This window comes from Photorhabdus australis DSM 17609 (assembly GCF_000711895.1).
In the GTDB taxonomy this organism is placed as follows: domain Bacteria; phylum Pseudomonadota; class Gammaproteobacteria; order Enterobacterales; family Enterobacteriaceae; genus Photorhabdus; species Photorhabdus australis.
The window spans coordinates 125776-144324 of the sequence record NZ_KL543985.1; the positions used below are offsets into that span (position 1 = coordinate 125776).

An 18549-nucleotide genomic window follows, 5' to 3' on the forward strand; every position below is an offset into this window, starting at 1 on the left:
GAACAAGGGACGATAGAAGATAGACCAGCCTTGGTTTTGATCCTCTTTTATTGGTTAATTATATGTGACATGGAAAATTTCCATCTCCAGTATCCACTTTGGATTTTCATCAATAGAAAGTAAAGTTCAAAGTAGTTAATGAAATTATCACTAGTTATAGTCAGATAATTCAGTTAAATTATCATCGAATTTAGAATGAAATTGAAGTAAATCAATGTGTAGGAAAATTATCAGGAGGTTAGTATGGCCATACCGGCATATATATGGTTGCAAGATGATGGTGGTGCAGATATTAAAGGATCTGTCGATGTACAAAATCGCGTCGGGCATCTCCATACCTTTATAAAGCTGTTGCCACTGGACAGACGTTACAATCTGCTAATATCAAGTGGTACAAAATAAACGATGCATGTCAGGAAGAGGAATATTTCCATATCCTTATGAGCGGAGTGAAAATTATTTCAATTTCTCCAATAATGCATAATATAAGAGATCCATCTTATCAACATTTTAACCATCTAGAATCCGTTGAAATCAGATACGAGAAAATTACGTGGAAATACCTTGACGGTAATATCATTTACTCTGATTCTTGGAAAGAGCGCTAAGAAATAACGCCGGAATATCCGGCATTTTATCGAAGTCTATTAAAAATCCAACTGGCGATTTTGTGTATAGTTAGAGCCATCATTAAAAGTACAAAGATGTCTATAAAAAATTCAATCCAGCTATCTTCGCAATTTCCCCCTAACCAACCCAAATTTATACTGTTCAGGAAACGTTCTACCATGCGGTACACCTGATAAACAGCTAATCTTAACGGAGTAATTAGCCGGAACGCTAGCAGTGCGGTCAACAGGCATAACAAATAACCCAATAAGCTAAGAAACTTTACACGCACCAAAATTTGCACTCCCTGTAACATCAACTCTACCGTATGCCATCAATGAGCTGCCGGGTACTTTAAACTTACGGGTACGGAGCAGAGCGTTTCGCACGATATTAAAGTCAGAAACACGATAAAAGGTGATACATCCTCAGGACAGGTCGTTATAATTCATCCTACAAATTTGCATGGTTATCCCCATATAATATATCTGCGAGTTGTATTCCACCTGCAATTGATTAAATTACTATTTTTTCATAGCGTATTTTTCCGTATAGTTGGACTTCAACGCTATCATAAAGTTCACTTTTTTCTAGAAAACCTCATATTAAATCAAACCACATATTACCAATCTTGCTAATCATTTTATCGGGGCTGTAATCCAGAACCGCCGAAATTTCCGTCATCCTTTCGAAGGAAAAGATGGCACATTCCCAAAGTTAATTGTATGATGAATACCTCGCCAGAATTAGGAATTTTGTTATGTCGTTTCGTGAAGTACTGATTATTGGTTGGCAGTACCTGCGAGCATTTGTTCTGATTTATTTGTGTTTGCTGACAGGTAATGCCATTTCTTCCCTATTACCCATCATTATTCCCGGCAGTATTATCGGCATGTTGATATTATTCGTTTTATTAGCTTTTCAACTAATTCCTGCTCATTGGGCAAAACCCGGTTGTAGTTTGTTACTAAAAAATATGACCTTGCTGTTTCTGCCTATCGGTGTAGGCATTATGAATTATTACGATCAGATCAGCCAACAGATGCTACCGATTATCCTTTCATGCTTGATCAGCACCGTCGTTGTTATGATTATCGTTGCTTACAGTTCCCATTATATTCACCGTGAACGCCCAATTATTGGTTCCGCATCAAAAGCTAAGACTAAACAACAGAAACAAGAGAAATAAAAATGTTAAGTCATATTTGGTGGTCACTACCACTGACATTATTTGTATTCTACCTCGCAAGAAAACTTTCACTACGGTTCAAAATTCCTCTTCTCAATCCTTTATTGGTTTCCATCGCGGTACTTATTCCAATATTGTTAATAACCAATACTCCCTATGATCACTATTTCGCTGGTAGCCGAATTCTGAATGATCTGCTCCAGCCCGCCGTGGTTGCACTGGCATTTCCTTTATATGAGCAGTTGCACCAAATCCGGGCCCAATGGAAATCCATTATTAGTATCTGTTTTATCGGCAGTATCGTTGCCATGGTGACAGGTACTGCTATCGCGCTGTGGACAGGTGCCACGCCTGAAATGGCTGCTTCTATACTGCCTAAATCAGTCACGACACCTATCGCAATGGCAGTAGCAGAGGCTATCGGCGGTATTCCTGCAATTAGCGCGGCTTGTGTCATTTTTGTCGGTATTCTTGGCACTGTATTTGGTCATAACCTGTTCGATATTCTGCAGGTGAAAACCAAAGCATCCCGCGGTTTAGCCATGGGAACAGCATCGCATGCTTTAGGTACTGCCCGTTGTGCAGAAGTCAATTTTGTTGAAGGAGCATACAGCTCATTGGCACTGATGACCTGCGGTATCATTACTTCACTGACTGCCCCTTTTGTGTTCCCAGTGCTGCTATACTTATTTGGCTAGTTATAGTAAAAAAATTTGATCCGGATCTCCCATTTAGTGGGTTTAATTACAAGAATTTCATCAGCTATATGATATTGCTCACATTAAAAACCTGACCAGACAGCCTAGAATGATCTTAAATTAATCTGGAGATCATTCTATGCAAGCTCGTTTTCATTCTGTCTGGATGCAATTGCCATCTAAACTACAAGATGCACTTTTACCCCATATAGGAAATAATGATTTTCCTGCCATGCTTACCGCTGAACAAGCCAAATCAGTCAAGAAAGCTTGCGACTTTGACGATAACACATTGGCGATCGCCCTTCTGCCATTAGCCGCAGCATGCTCTCTCACGCCGATATCGCATTTTAATGTCGGCGCAATTGCCCATGGAGAAAGTGGAACCCTCTACTTTGGCGCCAATATGGAATTTACCGACGTGCCGTTACAGCAAACAATTCATGCTGAACAATGTGCTATTACTCACGCCTGGTTGCGGGGTGAGAAAAAACTGAAATCTATTACCGTGAATTATTCTCCATGCGGCCACTGCCGTCAGTTTATGAATGAACTTAATAGTGGCACACAACTAGAAGTCCATCTACCAAAGCAACCACCTTCAACATTAGGTAACTATTTACCTGCTCCATTTGGTCCAAACGATCTGGGTATTACTACTCTGTTAATGGACCCGGTTAATCATGGCTATAAATTAGAAACCACCGATAAGCTGGTCCTGGCTGCATTAGATGCAGCAAACCAGAGCCATGCTCCATATAGTCATTCATACAGTGGTATAGCACTTTTGGGAAAAGATGGAAAAATTTATCCTGGACGCTACGCAGAAAACGCTGCATTTAACCCAAGCCTGCCGCCATTACAAGCAGCCCTGATTCTGATGAATATTTCTGGTGGTGATTGTTTGGCTGTCGAAAGAGCCGTGTTGGTTGAGGGAAAAAACAACAAAGTATCCCAACGAAATGCAACTCAATCTACACTTGCTGCATTGGGTTGCAGTAAATTTGAGTGCTATACTTTTTGAATTCAGAGAATTTTTCCCTCTATTCAGATAGAGGGTTTTCCTCTATAAAAACGGTGAACGTAACATTTTATTAGCCAAATTTGGATGTTATCTCTCATTTTTACTCATAATACCTCTAATTAAGTAACATTTACTGTACATATTTTTCCTATCTCTTAGGATCTGTAGCTGACCTTATTATCCATTTAGTTCAAAGAGTAAGATTCATGGAACTGGAACACGAAAGTAAACGTCCATTATATATTCCCTATGCTGGCCCAATTCTGTTGGAATTCCCCCTGCTGAATAAAGGCAGTGCCTTTACTAAAGAAGAACGCAGCACTTTTAACCTTTATGGTTTATTACCTGAAGCCGTCGAAACTATCGAAGAACAAGCTGAACGCGCCTATAGACAGTATCTTGATTTCGAAAATGATGCCGACAAACATATTTATCTGCGCAATATTCAGGACACTAACGAAACGCTGTTCTACCGCCTGCTGGATGCACATTTGAACGAAATGATGCCAATCATCTACACCCCAACGGTAGGTGAAGCCTGTGAACACTTTTCCGATATTTATCGTCGTGCTCGAGGCTTGTTCATCTCATACCCAAATAAAGAACACATTGATGACATGCTGCAAAATGCGACCAAACAAAATGTAAAAGTTATCGTTGTCACCGATGGCGAACGCATTCTTGGCTTGGGAGATCAAGGTATCGGCGGAATGGGTATTCCTATCGGTAAGCTCTCCCTGTATACCGCTTGTGGTGGTATTAGCCCGGCCTATACGCTGCCAGTCGTACTTGATGTGGGAACTAATAACCCACAACGCCTGAATGACCCACTATATATGGGCTGGCGCCACCCTCGTATTACTGGTCAAGAATATGATGAATTCGTTGATGAATTTATTCAGGCCGTAAAACGCCGCTGGCCAAACGTATTGCTGCAATTTGAGGATTTTGCGCAAAAAAATGCCATGCCGTTACTCAACCGTTATCGCCATGAAATTTGCTGCTTTAATGATGATATTCAGGGAACAGCTGCTGTTACTCTGGGTAGCCTGATTGCAGCTAGCCGCGCTGCTGGTCGCCAATTGAAAGACCAAACGGTTACTTTCCTGGGAGCAGGTTCCGCCGGTTGTGGTATCGCTGAACAGATCGTTGCCCAGATGAAATCTGAAGGTTTAAGTGAAGAACAGGCTCGCGCCCGTATTTTTATGGTCGACCGCTTTGGTTTACTGACAGATAAGCTGCCAAATCTATTGGATTTCCAGAACAAACTGGTGCAAAAAAGTGATTCACTGGTTGAATGGAATGTAAACAGCGATTCAATCTCCCTACTCGACGTTGTTCGTAACGCTAAGCCAACTGTCTTGATTGGTGTTTCAGGTCAGTCAGGTTTGTTTACCGAAGAGATCATCCGTGAGATGCACAAACACTGCGAACGCCCAATCATAATGCCATTATCTAACCCGACTTCCCGTGTTGAAGCCCGCCCAGAAGATATTATCAGCTGGACCGATGGTGCCGCCTTGGTTGCAACAGGAAGTCCATTCCATCCAGTAAAATATAAAGGCCAGGAGTATCCAATCGCTCAATGTAACAACTCCTACATCTTCCCTGGAATTGGTCTGGGCGTTATTGCATCAGGAGCCAAGCTCGTCACTGATGGTATGTTAATGGCAGCAAGTCGAACACTGGCTGATTGTTCCCCATTAGCTCAGGAAGGTGAAGGTCCATTACTACCACTAATTGATGATATTCAGGCCGTTTCACGCAAAATTGCTAAACAAGTTGCAAAAGAAGCACAAATACAAGGTGTTGCAACTGTTACATCAGATGGTGCGCTGGATGAAGCTATTGAACGTAATTTCTGGAAACCTGAATATCGCGTGTATAAACGCACTTCATTCTGATTTTCAGTATTAAAAATACTTAAAAAGCCTGTCAATCTCACTGTCAGGCTTTTTTCTGTCGAGAAAACTTGCTTAGGTATTTCAGGTAAAGTAGCCTCTATTGAATTCAATCATTGATGTATATAAAGGCAAAAGCATGTGGAAGCGCCTGATAATTAGTCTGTTATTCATCACCGGGATGCTGATACTGACAGCCATTGTACTTGACCGCTGGATTAGTTGGAAAACGGCTCCCTATATCTTTGATGACCTCAAACAACTTCCTGAGCGTGAAGTCGGTATGGTACTTGGAACTTCTAAATATTATCTCTCTGGCGCACCCAACCAGTATTATATGTACCGTATTCAGGGAGCAGTAAATGCCTATAACAGTGACAAAATCAAATACCTGTTGCTAAGTGGTGACAATGCTCAGCAAAGTTATAACGAACCAATAACTATGCGCAGGGATTTGGTAAGAGCGGGTATTCCTGCTACAAACATCGTCTTGGATTTCGCTGGCTTCAGAACACTTGATTCAATCGTCAGAACCCGTAAGGTTTTTGATACCAATGATTTCACGATTATCACTCAACGATTCCATTGCGAACGTGCCCTATTTATCGCTATGCATATGGGAATTACCGCTCAGTGCTATGCAGTTTCTACACCTAAGAATATGATCACTGTTCGGTTACGCGAAATAATTGCTCGACTTGGTGCCTTAACTGATCTTTATATTCTAAAACGTGAACCTCGTTTCCTGGGTCCTTTGATTCCAATCCCCGCGCCACATAAAGTACCAGAAGGCATAACGGGTTATCCAGCAGTGTCCCCGGAAGAGTTCAGCGAAATGGATAAAGCCCGGCCTAATAAAACCGGGCCAACACAGCCGTAGCATCACGCCAGCACCGTTCTAACGGTCCTTGTTGGTGACGACGTAACCACCAGCATGAAAAAAGAATATTCACCGCCCAAGTGATCGGAATAAATGCAAGTAATTCCAAACGACTAAATTGACCAAATAGCTTAAAGTGATAAAACAGCACTGTGCAAATTAAGGTTTGCAACAAATAATTACTCATAGCCATTCGCCCAACCTGCCTGAGCCAATAATTAATTCGCCAACCTGAAATCACTGACCAAAAGCCATATATTAGAGCCATATAACCCAGTGCCTGGAAAGGTACTACCAACTCTGAAAGAATATAGCCGACAATACCTGACCAAAAGTAATCCCAGTCATACACATATTGAATCACCACAGAGAATATCTGAATGACTGTGCTAAGTGGTATTAGCAATAACGCTACGTTTCGATAATGGTTCACTGAAAACTCACCTTTTAGCCAACCATTACGCACTAATCCAGCCCCACATAACATAATGCCGATAAGCTGCCAACCATACTGAGCAAACATCATGATCATCATCGACATAACTTGATTGAAACGTTCTTCTATTGCCAGCCAGCCACCACTTATTTTCCAGAATGTTTCGTATAGCACATGGAATTCCGTCGGCTGCCAACTGTTATTAGATTCGCCTCTCGATAAAAGCCCAAGAATAAATAACAGCGCTAATCCAACCAAATAAAAAATAGCGCCTTTCATAAACAGCCTGTTACTGGCGTTATTTTGGCTAATCAGATAAAAACTGAAAAAACCCGTCAAACTGTAAGAAAGCAAGATATCGCCATCCCACAGCAAAATACCATGCAACACCCCGATCAAAGCAAGTACGGTCAATCGCGGATAGTTCCAAATTTTGCCCCTTGACAGTAGTAACTCCAATGTTGCACCAAATAAAAGGGCAAAAATACACAGGAATTTTCCCTGAGCAAAAACGCTGAGCACAGACCAAATAAGCAAATCAGATGAGGAAGCGGAGCCATTATATTCCGGGTTCAGATAAGCAGCTGATGGCAAAGCAAAGCCGGAGATATTAAGTAATAATATCCCCAGAACCGCCAGACCACGAATACTATCCAGTGTATCAATTCTCTGGCGAGTCATTCTGATATCCCTATGTAGAAATTACGAATGGCGAGTCGTGCGTAAAAATTCCTGACGGGTATTCTGACTGGATTTAAATAATCCCCCCAGAGATGTCGTTGTCGTGGTACTGGTTGCATCACGAATGCCTCGCGCCTTCACACAATAGTGGATCGCATCAATAGATACTGCGACATTATTGGTACCAAGCAGTGTCTGTAATGCGATCAGAATCTGTTGTGTCAGGCGTTCCTGTACCTGTGGGCGCTGCGAGAAAAACTGCACAATACGGTTAATCTTGGATAACCCAATAACTTTATCTTTTGGGATATAAGCAACGGTAGCTTTACCATCAATAGTCACAAAATGGTGCTCGCAGGTGCTGGTCAACGTGATATCACGCACTGTCACCATTTCATCTACTTTCATTTTGTTTTCTATTAGGGTGATTTTCGGGAAATTGCTGTAATCCAATCCTGAAAAAATTTCGTCAACATACATTTTCGCAATACGACCGGGGGTATCCGACAAACTGTCATCACTCAGGTCAAGATTCAACAGTTTCATAATTTCCGTCATATGCTCTTCAATACGTACTTTGCGTACTTCCGGTGCCAGTGTCTGACCACGTAAAGGAGTTTCAAGGCCACGAGCTTCCAGCGCTGAATGCACAAGCTCAGCTTCTTTACTTAGAGATGACATTATTTTCTCCAAAGATATTACTTTCCATTATCTGGCGGGCAGTAAAAGTTGATATTTGAATCATGAGTCCCACAACAAAGGTAATCATGACTCATTGGTAACTATTGCGTACACTGTAAATGAGCACGTGGTGATTATCCAGTGATTACTTTTCATTATTATATACCCTTCATCTTTCAAGCTGCTGTTTTGTTGGCTGCGTTCACTTACCCCAGTCACATAGTTATCTATGCTCCTGGGGATGCGTTCTCTTGCCGTCGCGATGCATTTTGAAATCCATAGGGTATATGAATTTTTTATACACTCCCTTCACCGGTCATTTTACTCTTTTGTTGCAAACCAATAACCCAGCAATGACCAAGGTAATTAATGCGACATACAACGCAGGCTCTAATTTTCCAGTTATCGCCGTTGAAACTGCTGACAACATTGGTCCAACAAGCTGACCGATAGCATATCCAGTAGTTAATAACCCAGCCATATAACGGCTATGCTCTGGTGCTAGTTCACGCCCATATTGAAGCGCCATTTGAACCACACACATAAAACCACCACCAATCAATAAAGATCCCAACGCCAGACCACCTATCCCCGGCATAATCTCAGACATAAGAATACCTATTGCCTGAATCCATAAAGTGATCGCCAGCCGGATTTGGGTTGTCAGCATATGACGAGTCAAAACAGCAAAACCAATGCCGATTACCGCAGCAGCACCAAATATCGGCCAGACAAACTGGGCAAACAAACTACCGGAGAAACGCTCATTTGCCATTTGCGAAAGAAAAGTGGCAGGTAAAATATAACCAAATCCCGCTAAACTGTAGCTCCATACCAATCGTTTAATTGCCGGTGTCAAAACCAGTTTTTTCACCTCTGTCTGAGAACGGTGTAGTTCACCGCGACGAGGTAAATGCCGACTAACATAAACACTAAGAATCAGCGCTAAAATGCCATACAGTATCCATGCTTCAGCAGCATACAAGTGCCATGCTTGAATGCCTACCGCAAGAATGCCACTGATAAATATCCCCACGCCAGGCCCTGCAAATACAGCGGCCCCTAACGCAGGACGGTTTAATCTGGCTAACTGCTCATTAACCCATGCCGCCGCCAGTACCAATGTCCAGCCACTTGCCCAGCCAATAAAAAAACGAGCGATACTATGTAATACCGGCCCATCTAACAGAGCAGAAAACAACGTGATAATCACCGCTCCCCATAATCCTGTCCAGAGTCGGTATTCAATAAATCGGTGCGCCCGCATTGCGTCATAGGAACCCGCTAAGTAACCCAAATAGTTAAAGGCCGCGACAATACCCGCTTCGGTCAGGCTTAATTGGGATTCAGCAATCATTAAAGGAACTTGAGGAGTGAAGGTAAAGCGCCCAATCCCCATAGCGACAATCAGTGCTAAAAATCCACTCATGGCGATATGGAAAGCCTGACGGCTATTGTCCTGCAGAGAAGAAATTGGATTACTCATAATGATGGAGACATTATTCTTAATTTATTTTCATAAGCTATAACAAAAACCAAAAGCAATAGACACCTTTAATTAACAAAATTCCCCTTAAAAAACGTAAATTATTTCTGCCTACAATTTAAAGAAAAAGTAAGCTATGAATTACAGCTCCAGAAATGACAGAGTATATTATTTCTCATGTTCTGCATCACGAATTCCCCTGATTAAATTGAGTCCACATAAAATCACATCGAGCCTTTACAACGTAATATTAATCAGACCTCCGTCCAATAGTTCCATAATGATACTGGCAAGCCTGTCTGTAGGAGAGGTATGATTTATCAAACTACGTACTAATATTATTGAGGAAATTTTTATGCATAAAGAATTCCAAGGTAAGACAGCAATTATTACTGGCGGTGGGACCGGTATCGGGCGAGCCATCAGTGTTATGTTGGCGAAACAAGGTGCGGCTGTAGCAGTGATCTATTCACAAAGTGAACGTGAGGCGTTGGAAACAACCGAATCTATTATTAGGGACGGAGGGCAAGCCATCGCAATAAAAGCAGATGTTGCCGACGAATCAGCAGTAAAAGCCATGATAAACACTGTCGTGGAAAAATTTAACGGAATTGACTATCTAGTTAATAACGCAGGGACAACAAGACAACTTCAATTTGAAGATCTTGAGGTTATATCTGATGATATTTGGGATGCCATTATCGATGTTAATGTGAAAGGCACATTTCATTGCTGCCGGTATGCGGCCCCCTATCTTAAAGCAAGGACAGGGAGTGCTATCGTCAATGTCGGGAGTATCGCTGGCGAAACTGGCCTTGGTTCTTCTATTCCCTATGCAGTTTCCAAATCAGCGGTTCACGGACTAACAAAATCCCTGGCTCGGGCACTTGCTCCATCGGTAAGAGTTAACTGCGTGGCACCTGGAGCAGTCGAAACAAGATGGTGGAAAGGAAGAGAGGCGAAAATGCAGACGCTTTGTACTCATTTGCCTTTAGAGCGAATCGCAACACCAGAAGATGTTGCTGAAGTAACTTTAATGATGTTAAAAGCAGAAGCCATGACAGGGCAGATCGTAAAGGTTGAGTGCGGCCAAACTTTATAGACCCGATCGGCTTTTTAACCTGACTATTACAACAGCAAACTTCGAGATACCAGGTTAATCGCAATATTCTATGTGCTTGTTACATATTGTTTGCGGCGTTTTGGGTAACTAATACCAATATCGCCGCGCTTATGGAGCAAATGAAACCTCACCAAAGTTAAATATCGCTAACACATACGATGATCTCTGCCATAATGACGCAATCATAAAATGCTATCTGGGAGTATCATTATGGATCACGGTCACACCTCTGAATTGATCTCTTTGCGACAAGCGTTAGAAAAACTTCTGACGCAAACAACACCACTGACAGACACCGAAACCGTCAACCTTACCCAATCAGCAGGGCGCATTACTGCTACAGATATTATTTCTCCTATTAATGTTCCACCTTTTGCTAACTCGGCAATGGATGGTTACGCAGTACGCTATGCGGATTTAAACGGTAATAAGCCACTACCTTTGGCAGGAAAAGCCTTGGCCGGCGCCCCCTTTCAAGGAGAATGGCCAGCGACAACCTGTATCCGAATTATGACTGGAGCGCCCATTCCTACAGGCGCTGATACTGTCATTATGCAGGAACACGCAGAAATTGTTGCTAATGGTATCGTTTTCACTCAACCAACCAGGCAAGGCCAGAATATCCGTTTAGCCGGCGAAGATATAACTAAAGGTGCCGCGGTACTCTCGGCGGGCAGTAAATTATCCACGGCTCAATTGCCACTGCTTGCATCTTTGGGGATCACCAAAGTTGAAGTTGTCCGCAGATTAAAAGTTGCTATTTTCTCTACCGGTGATGAATTACAGGCTATAGGTCAACCGCTTAAAGAAGGACAAATCTACGATACCAATCGTTTTGCCATTCGCTTAATGCTGGAAAAACTGGATTGCGACATCATTGATTTAGGCGTTATTGCAGATACTCCCGAAGCACTGCGCAATATTTTTGGAATAGCGGATCAAAAAGCTGATTTAGTTATCAGCAGTGGAGGTGTTTCTGTCGGTGAAGCAGACTACACCAAACAAATTCTGGATGAATTGGGAGAAATCGGCTTCTGGAAACTGGCAATAAAACCGGGTAAACCTTTTGCTTTCGGTAAACTAAAAAATTCCTGGTTCTGTGGCTTACCCGGTAATCCGGTTTCAGCCGTCCTCACCTTCTATCAATTGGTTCAACCTTTAATCGCCAACTTGTCTGGTTTTACTGCATGGCAACCACCAATGCGTATGCGTGCCAGGGTCACCACACCATTAAAAAAGACACCGGGGAGAATGGATTTTCAACGTGGTATTGCTTCGGTGAATGAACAAGGTGAACTGGAAGTTCGTACAACAGGACATCAAGGCTCTCATATATTCAGCTCATTTAGCTTGGGTAATTGCTTTATCGTTCTGGAACGCGAACGTGGCCAGGTAGAAACTGGTGAAAATGTCGAGATCGAATTGTTCAATCACTTACTGAAAAACGAATAATGACCATTGAACTGACTGACGAAGAAACCCTACGCTATAACCGTCAAATTGTCCTACGCGGATTTGATTTTGACGGCCAGGAAAAGCTGAAATCATCAAAGATACTGATAGTCGGTGCCGGTGGCTTAGGTTGCGCAGCATCGCAGTATTTAACAGCAGCAGGCGTAGGTACAATAACACTATTAGATTTTGATACTGTTTCTCTCTCGAACTTACAACGGCAGATTCTACATCGAGACGAGCGCATCGGGATGGCTAAAGTACAGTCAGCGCAAATAACTCTTCAAGCAATAAATCCACACGTCACAATCAAAACTGTTAATGCGTTACTGGAAGATCACGCGCTGGCGGAACTTATCGGCCAGAATGATGTTGTATTGGATTGCTCTGATAATGTAGCGATCCGCGAACAACTAAACCGTTTGTGTCTCGTCAAAAAAATACCGCTGATTTCCGGGGCTGCAATTCGTATGGAAGGACAGCTGACTACATTTACTTATCAACCAGATTCTCCTTGCTACCACTGCCTGAGCCGGCTGTTTGGTGAAAACAATCTAACTTGTGTAGAAACGGGCGTTATGGCACCACTAGTAGGTACCATCGGTACATTACAGGCAATGGAAACCATAAAACTCCTTACCGGATACGGCAAGATAGGCAGCGGAAAGGTTTTGCTGTTTGATGCCATGACCATGCAATTTCGCGATATTAAATTACTTAAAGATCCAAATTGCGAAGTATGTAGTTGTTGATCCATCTGTTAATGGAAATAACGAGCCCCAGTTATCTGAACCGGGGTTCGTTATTTAGCAAAGATATTACCCAATAATTCCCTGACTTCTCAGATACTCATCATAAGTACCTTTAAAATCAATGACTTTATCAGATTTGATTTCCAGAATACGGCTTGCTAATGAACTGACAAATTCCCGGTCATGAGAAACAAATATCAAAGTCCCTTTATACAATTCAAGGGCAAGGTTCAGGGATTCAATGGATTCCATATCCAGGTGGTTTGTTGGTTCATCCATTATCAGAATATTTGGTTGTTGCATCATCAACTTGCCAAATAGCATCCGGCCCTTTTCACCACCAGATAATACTTGAACTTTCTTCTTAATATCATCCTGACCGAACAATAAACGCCCCAATACACTGCGAACGGATTGTTCATCATCACCTTCTTTCTTCCATTGGCTCATCCAGTCAAAAACCGTCAGGTCACAATCAAAATCGCAAGCATGATCCTGAGCATAGTAACCAATGCTACTATTTTCAGACCATTTAACCGTGCCACTGTCTGGCTCTGTTTCACCAACCAAGTTTTTCAAGAAAGTCGTTTTACCTATGCCGTTAGCACCGATAACTGCCATTTTCTCGCCAACTTCTAACAAAAGGCTGAGATTTTTAAACAGAGGACCATTGTCATAACCTTTAGTCAAACTTTCCAGTTCGAGAGCATTACGGAATAATTTCTTATCCTGCTCAAAGCGAATATACGGATTTTGCCGACTGGAGGCTTTAACTTCTTCCAATTGGATTTTATCAATCTGACGAGCACGGGAAGTCGCTTGCTTTGATTTGGAAGCATTAGCGCTGAAACGGCTGACAAAAGACTGCAACTCTGCAATTTGTGCTTTCTTCTTCGCATTATCCGCTATCAAACGTTCACGCGCCTGAGTAGCAGCAACCATATATTCATCATAATTACCAGGGAACAGACGTAATTCACCATAATCAAGATCTGCCATATGAGTACAAACTGTATTCAGGAAATGACGATCATGGGAAATAATGATCATGGTACTGTCTCTATCATTTAGCACCTGCTCCAACCAGCGAATAGTATCAATATCCAGGTTGTTAGTCGGTTCATCCAACAATAGAACATCAGGATTAGAAAACAGTGCCTGAGCCAGCAATACACGCAATTTCCAGCCTGGGGCCACTTCACTCATCAAGCCATAATGCTGTTCTAGCGGAATACCAACACCCAGCAAAAGCTCCCCGGCACGTGCTTCGGCACTATAACCATCCATCTCACCATAGGCTACTTCCAAATCCGCAACACGATAGCCATCTTCTTCACTCATTTCTGCCATCGCATAAATACGGTCACGTTCCTGCTTCACCTGCCACAATTCCGTGTGCCCCATAATCACCGTATCCAGTACAGTGAACTCTTCAAAGGCAAATTGATCCTGACGTAGTTTACCAATACGTTCATTAGGGTCCATGCTGACATTGCCTGCGGTTGGTGTCAGATCGCCACCAAGAATTTTCATAAAGGTGGATTTACCTGAACCATTAGCGCCAATCAGACCATAACGGTTACCGTTACCAAACTTGACGGAAATGTTCTCAAACAGGGGCTTACTGCCAAATTGCATGGTGATGTTGTTTGTACTTAACACAGCATTCGCTCTTAAATTAGAAACAAAAGGGAAATCGGAAAAATCGATAGCGGCGCATTATGCCACAACAAGAATGAGAGGTCGCGGGAAGTTTTGAGCATTCTTTAAACTGATGAAAGCACAACATAAGGTTATGCTGTGAATGTAAGAAACATAATGCATATACCCTTCATCTTTCAAATTGCTGCTTTGTTGGCTGCTTTCACTTACCCCAGTCACATAGTTATCTATGCTCCTGGGGATTCGCTCCCTTGCCTTCGCGACGCATCTTGAAATCTATTGGTATATAATTTTCACTGTACTGAATAGCTGCACTAAATGTTCAATCATTTGAAGTAATTTAGGCTGTGCCCCGCAATAGATTGAAGATAGGATAATCATCTAGCTCAGACTTTCGGATAAATCATGTTATGGATCGTTATGAGATGAATGCTCATTAAATTATTCAATGAGATGTTAATTATTCATTTTGGCAAAATAATTTCGAATTCTAGGCGTTCATTTCATTATATCAGATCCACTACAAATTAATTGTACTGGATCTGAGACTAATATAATGGTCAGAACTAATTTTGGGGATTATGTATCACTTTGAAAAAACTAGAAATTGAAGAATAGGCAACTTCAAAGAAGGATTTAATTGCTTCCCACGCTTTAGTCAACCATTCAATAAATTGATTAACCGCATTAAGTATAAACTTGGAAATTTTATCACATAGATTGATGATAAAATTACTGGCTTGATCCATAAAATTATTGATTGCACTTCTAGCAGCAGGATGCTGTAGCCCTAATCTAATGGCTTCATCGAATGATTCGTCAATTACTTTGTTGGTACCATCTTTGACTTTTTGACGAGATTTGTTCATATCACTGATCCAATTTTCGTCTGCATGATTAGGATCAGATTTGATGTCGTTTTGATATTTTATTGTGTTATTAGTTACTTCTGTTTCTGAAATCTCTGCTACTGAGTTGGTTCCAGGTTCTGCGATGTCTTTCAGCTCTGCAATAACATCATTTGCTGCCTTCTGTTGAGCTAAATTCATACTGTTATATTCTTTCCTAAGCATATTTGAATATGCTTGAAGTTCAGGTGTAGATGGTACAAAGGGTTCAACTTTGGATTTATTCAAGCTATTTTTTGTATAGCTTCGCATTTCTTGCATTAAGTTGAAAAATTGGATATCAACATGATCAATATGAGACATATATTATTTCCTCGTGTTATAAGTTTATAGTCATAAAATTATTTTATGACCATAACAAGTATAGAGGCTTTTATAATAACTGAAGAGAATTCTCTAAAAATATTTATATTTTGTGATTCTATTCAATATATCTACAAGCTAATATGACATATACCTAAAATTTAGGTCTGATGTGGAAATCCCAATAATATTTAAAAGTTAAATGCCAGTTTAAATCGTGACAAATATAAATTAATAGAAAAGAAATCATAACTTACTATATCCCCTTCATCTTTCAAGTTGCTGCTTTGTTGGCTGCATTCACTTACCCCAGTCGCATTGTTATCTATGCTCCTGGGTCCTATTTTATCGCAGAGAAGCCCCGGGCAACCCGAGGCATTCTTCCAGCTCAAAGACTTGCTTGTAAGATGCAACGGCTAATGTCCAACGTGATATCTCTGTTTGCGCCCAAGTGGGTCATTCCATGAGCTTCTAGCTGTTTCACTACACAATCAATGTCATCAATACCGAGGTTGTAATCCGACAGGCAGGTCTGAACCCCCAGATTTTCGAAGAAACTGCGAGTACGAGCAATAAGGCTCAATACCGCCAAATTCCTGGATAGCTCGGCTAGCCAATGTGTTCTTGACCTCATCCAAAGTCCCAGTTTTCTCAGTACTGCCGTCACCGTAGAGAATCAGAACCCGCGCATCTTGAGGAACTAAGCCGTCAAGACAACCAATAGTCTCTTTACCAAAAACTATTTTAGTTGGGTTGTAATACTCAAAATTTTGCATAATTATCTCGCCATGTTAGTCGGATATAATCTTTTAATCTTCCCCACGGAATTTAATTATCAGGGCCAACCCGGACAACTAACTTACCGAAATTATGACCTTGCAACAGACCAATAAGCGCCTCCGGAGCATTTTCCAAACCTGTCACTATATCTTCACGGTATTTGATCTGCCCTCCAGAGAGCCAAATGGACATATCGTGCCAGAATTCATCAAAACGCAGAGCATAATGATCAGAAACAATGAATCCCTCCATTCGAATTCGCTTCTGTAGCAATTGCGCCATTAATAAAGGCACACGATCTGGCCCTTTAGGAATACGAGTCGCGTTGTAGAAAGACACCATTCCGCAAACCGGAACACGAGCAAAGGTATTTAGCAACGGCAAAACTGCGTTGAAGACCTTCCCTCCTACATTTTCAAAATAAATATCGATACCTTTAGGACAAGCACGGCACAATTGGTCAGCAAAATCTGGATCATGGTGATCAAGACAAACATCAAACCCCAATACATCAACAGCATAACGGCATTTCTCTGTACCACCGGCAACACCAACAACATAACAACCCTTGAGCTTACCGATTTGACCCACCGTAGCCCCCACCGGACCTGTTGCAGCAGCGACAACCAATGTCTCCCCTGCTTTAGGTTGGCCAATATCTAATAGTCCCGTATAAGCGGTAAAGCCAGGCATACCCAGCACGCCTAATGTATAGGACGGATGAGAAGGCGATTGTCCTAAATTGGTAAGAGCACTACCCTCGGAAATGGCATAATCCTGCCAACCACTATCCGCTAACACCCAGTCACCAACCTGATATCCCGAATGATTTGAAGACACCACCCGGCTTATCGTTGAACCAACCATGACATCATCAAGCTCTACTGGTGAAGCATAAGAAGCTTCATCATTCATGCGTCCACGCATGTAAGGGTCCAAGGAAAGAAAAACACTGCGTAACAGAAGTTCGCCTTCTTTAGGCTCTGGAATAGGTTGCTGTTCTAGACGAAAATTAGCGGGTGTAGGGGAACCATGCGGACGTGAAGCTAATACGATACGGCGATTTATCTGTTGTGTTTGAGACATTGATATTTTCCTTCAACATAAAGTTGGTATCTTGAGGTACCTAAAAAGTAGACCAGCCGCCTAATTCTTAGGAATAAAAAACACTAATAAATAGTGGTATCTCCTAAATGTATTTTTATCTTTATATGCATCCAACAAACGCTTCGTAGTCACCAAAGCACTCTGTAACAGTGCACTACTCCGCGTGATCTTAACCATCAAATTAGCGCTCAACCAAATCTGGTATAACGCTTCAGCCAATGGAAAAGTTTCTTCCGCAGTACAATTCAACCCACCTTCACGGACAACACCATTTACCAAAGGCTCCAATCCTGTCAGTACCACATTAGGTTTTCCTTCACAGTCCCTTTACGCACCATGATGTTGTCCATCTTTTCGGGATAATACGTAAAGTAATCTTCAAGCATAGCGGCGCCAAATGTCTCTATTTTTGACGAAAAATAATAAAATGAACTTTTGGCACTTCTGTCGCTTTCAAAATTTCATTGTGTCCGACCACCGCAAAACATTTACACCGAATAATTTCCTGAACGATTTCTAGAATATTCTGACAGATATCTTGGGGCTTTCTATTCGGTGAATCAGTATAGCCTACACATTATTAGACACGTCGTCTATGATCAGGCTAAAATTTTACTTCCGATAAAGAAAAATATAAAATTACATTCTAATTTAACTTATCACAATATTCCCTCTGATTTATAACTTCATTCTGAAACATAATTACCATTCAAAAATTCCATTAATAAAGCAATCTGTTAACAGCGGAAGATTTTGATTTTCACTATTAACCAAATAGAGGGAAGCTCCTTATTTAATTTATATTGTAAATTATAAGGCTATATCGTTATAGACACATATTTAAGGCAAAACGTAACCTTAAATTATAAACAATAAG

General features: G+C 41.5%; 17 protein-coding genes and 1 pseudogene. 9 read left to right on the plus strand and 9 right to left on the minus strand.

The annotated features are described in order from the left end of the window. Positions 1-243 precede the first annotated feature (243 nt). Positions 244-608, plus strand: a pseudogene (tssD, locus tag BO26_RS19100) (type VI secretion system tube protein TssD). Positions 609-634: 26 nt separating this feature from the next. On the opposite strand, the gene BO26_RS23600 reads toward tssD, so the two are convergent. After that, on the minus strand, positions 635-901 hold the full coding sequence (locus tag BO26_RS23600; RefSeq protein WP_157835583.1) for a hypothetical protein: 267 nt from the start codon (positions 899-901) through the stop codon (positions 635-637). 468 nt (positions 902-1369) lie between these two features. Between BO26_RS23600 and BO26_RS19105 the strand changes: the two genes are divergently transcribed. The 5 genes from BO26_RS19105 (at position 1370) to sanA (ending at position 6301) form a co-directional block, all read left to right on the plus strand. Further along, a complete protein-coding gene (locus BO26_RS19105; protein WP_036774305.1) occupies positions 1370-1798 on the plus strand; it encodes a CidA/LrgA family protein in 429 nt (142 codons plus the stop codon). 2 nt (positions 1799-1800) lie between these two features. Then, positions 1801-2496 carry a CidB/LrgB family autolysis modulator gene (locus BO26_RS19110; protein WP_036774308.1) on the plus strand — a complete coding sequence of 232 codons (696 nt, stop codon included), beginning with the start codon at positions 1801-1803 and terminating at the stop codon, positions 2494-2496. Between the two features lie 139 nt (positions 2497-2635). Further along, positions 2636-3520 carry a cytidine deaminase gene (gene cdd / locus BO26_RS19115; protein WP_036774310.1) on the plus strand — a complete coding sequence of 295 codons (885 nt, stop codon included), beginning with the start codon at positions 2636-2638 and terminating at the stop codon, positions 3518-3520. Positions 3521-3726: 206 nt separating this feature from the next. After that, a complete protein-coding gene (locus BO26_RS19120) occupies positions 3727-5424 on the plus strand; it encodes an NAD-dependent malic enzyme (RefSeq protein WP_036774312.1) in 1698 nt (565 codons plus the stop codon). 136 nt (positions 5425-5560) lie between these two features. Further along, positions 5561-6301 (plus strand): outer membrane permeability protein SanA, encoded by a 741-nt coding sequence (gene sanA / locus BO26_RS19125; RefSeq protein WP_036774314.1) that lies wholly within the window; start codon positions 5561-5563, stop codon positions 6299-6301. Here sanA and yeiB read toward each other — a convergent pair. The 3 genes from yeiB to BO26_RS19140 form a co-directional block, all read right to left on the minus strand. After that, a complete protein-coding gene (gene yeiB / locus BO26_RS19130) occupies positions 6273-7418 on the minus strand; it encodes a DUF418 domain-containing protein YeiB (protein ID WP_036774317.1) in 1146 nt (381 codons plus the stop codon). The genes sanA and yeiB overlap by 29 nt on opposite strands. Positions 7419-7439: 21 nt before the next feature. Beyond that, positions 7440-8099, minus strand: coding sequence for a GTP cyclohydrolase I FolE (gene folE / locus BO26_RS19135; protein WP_036774318.1), 660 nt, complete (start codon positions 8097-8099; stop codon positions 7440-7442). Between the two features lie 316 nt (positions 8100-8415). Then, entirely contained in the window at positions 8416-9585 is a 1170-nt protein-coding gene (locus BO26_RS19140) for a YbfB/YjiJ family MFS transporter (RefSeq protein WP_036774321.1), read from the minus strand. A 355-nt stretch (positions 9586-9940) separates the two neighbouring features. Here BO26_RS19140 and BO26_RS19145 point away from each other — a divergent pair, with 355 nt between their 5' ends. The 3 genes from BO26_RS19145 to moeB all read left to right on the plus strand — a co-directional run bounded on the left by BO26_RS19145 (position 9941) and on the right by moeB (position 12912). Continuing rightward, complete coding sequence (locus BO26_RS19145; RefSeq protein WP_036774323.1) at positions 9941-10687, plus strand: SDR family NAD(P)-dependent oxidoreductase; 747 nt, start codon at positions 9941-9943, stop codon at positions 10685-10687. A gap of 231 nt (positions 10688-10918) precedes the next feature. Next, a complete protein-coding gene (gene moeA, locus BO26_RS19150; RefSeq protein ID WP_036774325.1) occupies positions 10919-12160 on the plus strand; it encodes a molybdopterin molybdotransferase MoeA in 1242 nt (413 codons plus the stop codon). Beyond that, the gene (moeB, locus tag BO26_RS19155) at positions 12160-12912 is read left to right on the plus strand and encodes a molybdopterin-synthase adenylyltransferase MoeB (RefSeq protein WP_036774327.1); all 753 of its coding nucleotides are present in this window, start codon (positions 12160-12162) and stop codon (positions 12910-12912) included. Before moeA ends, moeB begins: the two co-directional genes overlap by 1 nt. A gap of 66 nt (positions 12913-12978) precedes the next feature. Here moeB and BO26_RS19160 read toward each other — a convergent pair whose 3' ends face one another. The 5 genes from BO26_RS19160 to BO26_RS19180 form a co-directional block, all read right to left on the minus strand. After that, positions 12979-14574: an ABC-F family ATPase gene (locus BO26_RS19160; protein WP_036774328.1), complete on the minus strand. Its 1596-nt coding sequence runs from the start codon at positions 14572-14574 to the stop codon at positions 12979-12981. A gap of 566 nt (positions 14575-15140) precedes the next feature. Continuing rightward, positions 15141-15785, minus strand: coding sequence for a hypothetical protein (locus BO26_RS19165; RefSeq protein WP_036774329.1), 645 nt, complete (start codon positions 15783-15785; stop codon positions 15141-15143). A gap of 388 nt (positions 15786-16173) precedes the next feature. Next, positions 16174-16419: a hypothetical protein gene (locus BO26_RS24725; protein WP_420864720.1), complete on the minus strand. Its 246-nt coding sequence runs from the start codon at positions 16417-16419 to the stop codon at positions 16174-16176. A gap of 194 nt (positions 16420-16613) precedes the next feature. Continuing rightward, entirely contained in the window at positions 16614-17651 is a 1038-nt protein-coding gene (locus tag BO26_RS19175; protein WP_036774332.1) for an NADP-dependent oxidoreductase, read from the minus strand. A 60-nt stretch (positions 17652-17711) separates the two neighbouring features. Further along, on the minus strand, positions 17712-17975 hold the full coding sequence (locus tag BO26_RS19180; protein WP_036774334.1) for a hypothetical protein: 264 nt from the start codon (positions 17973-17975) through the stop codon (positions 17712-17714). Positions 17976-18549: the final 574 nt, after the last annotated feature.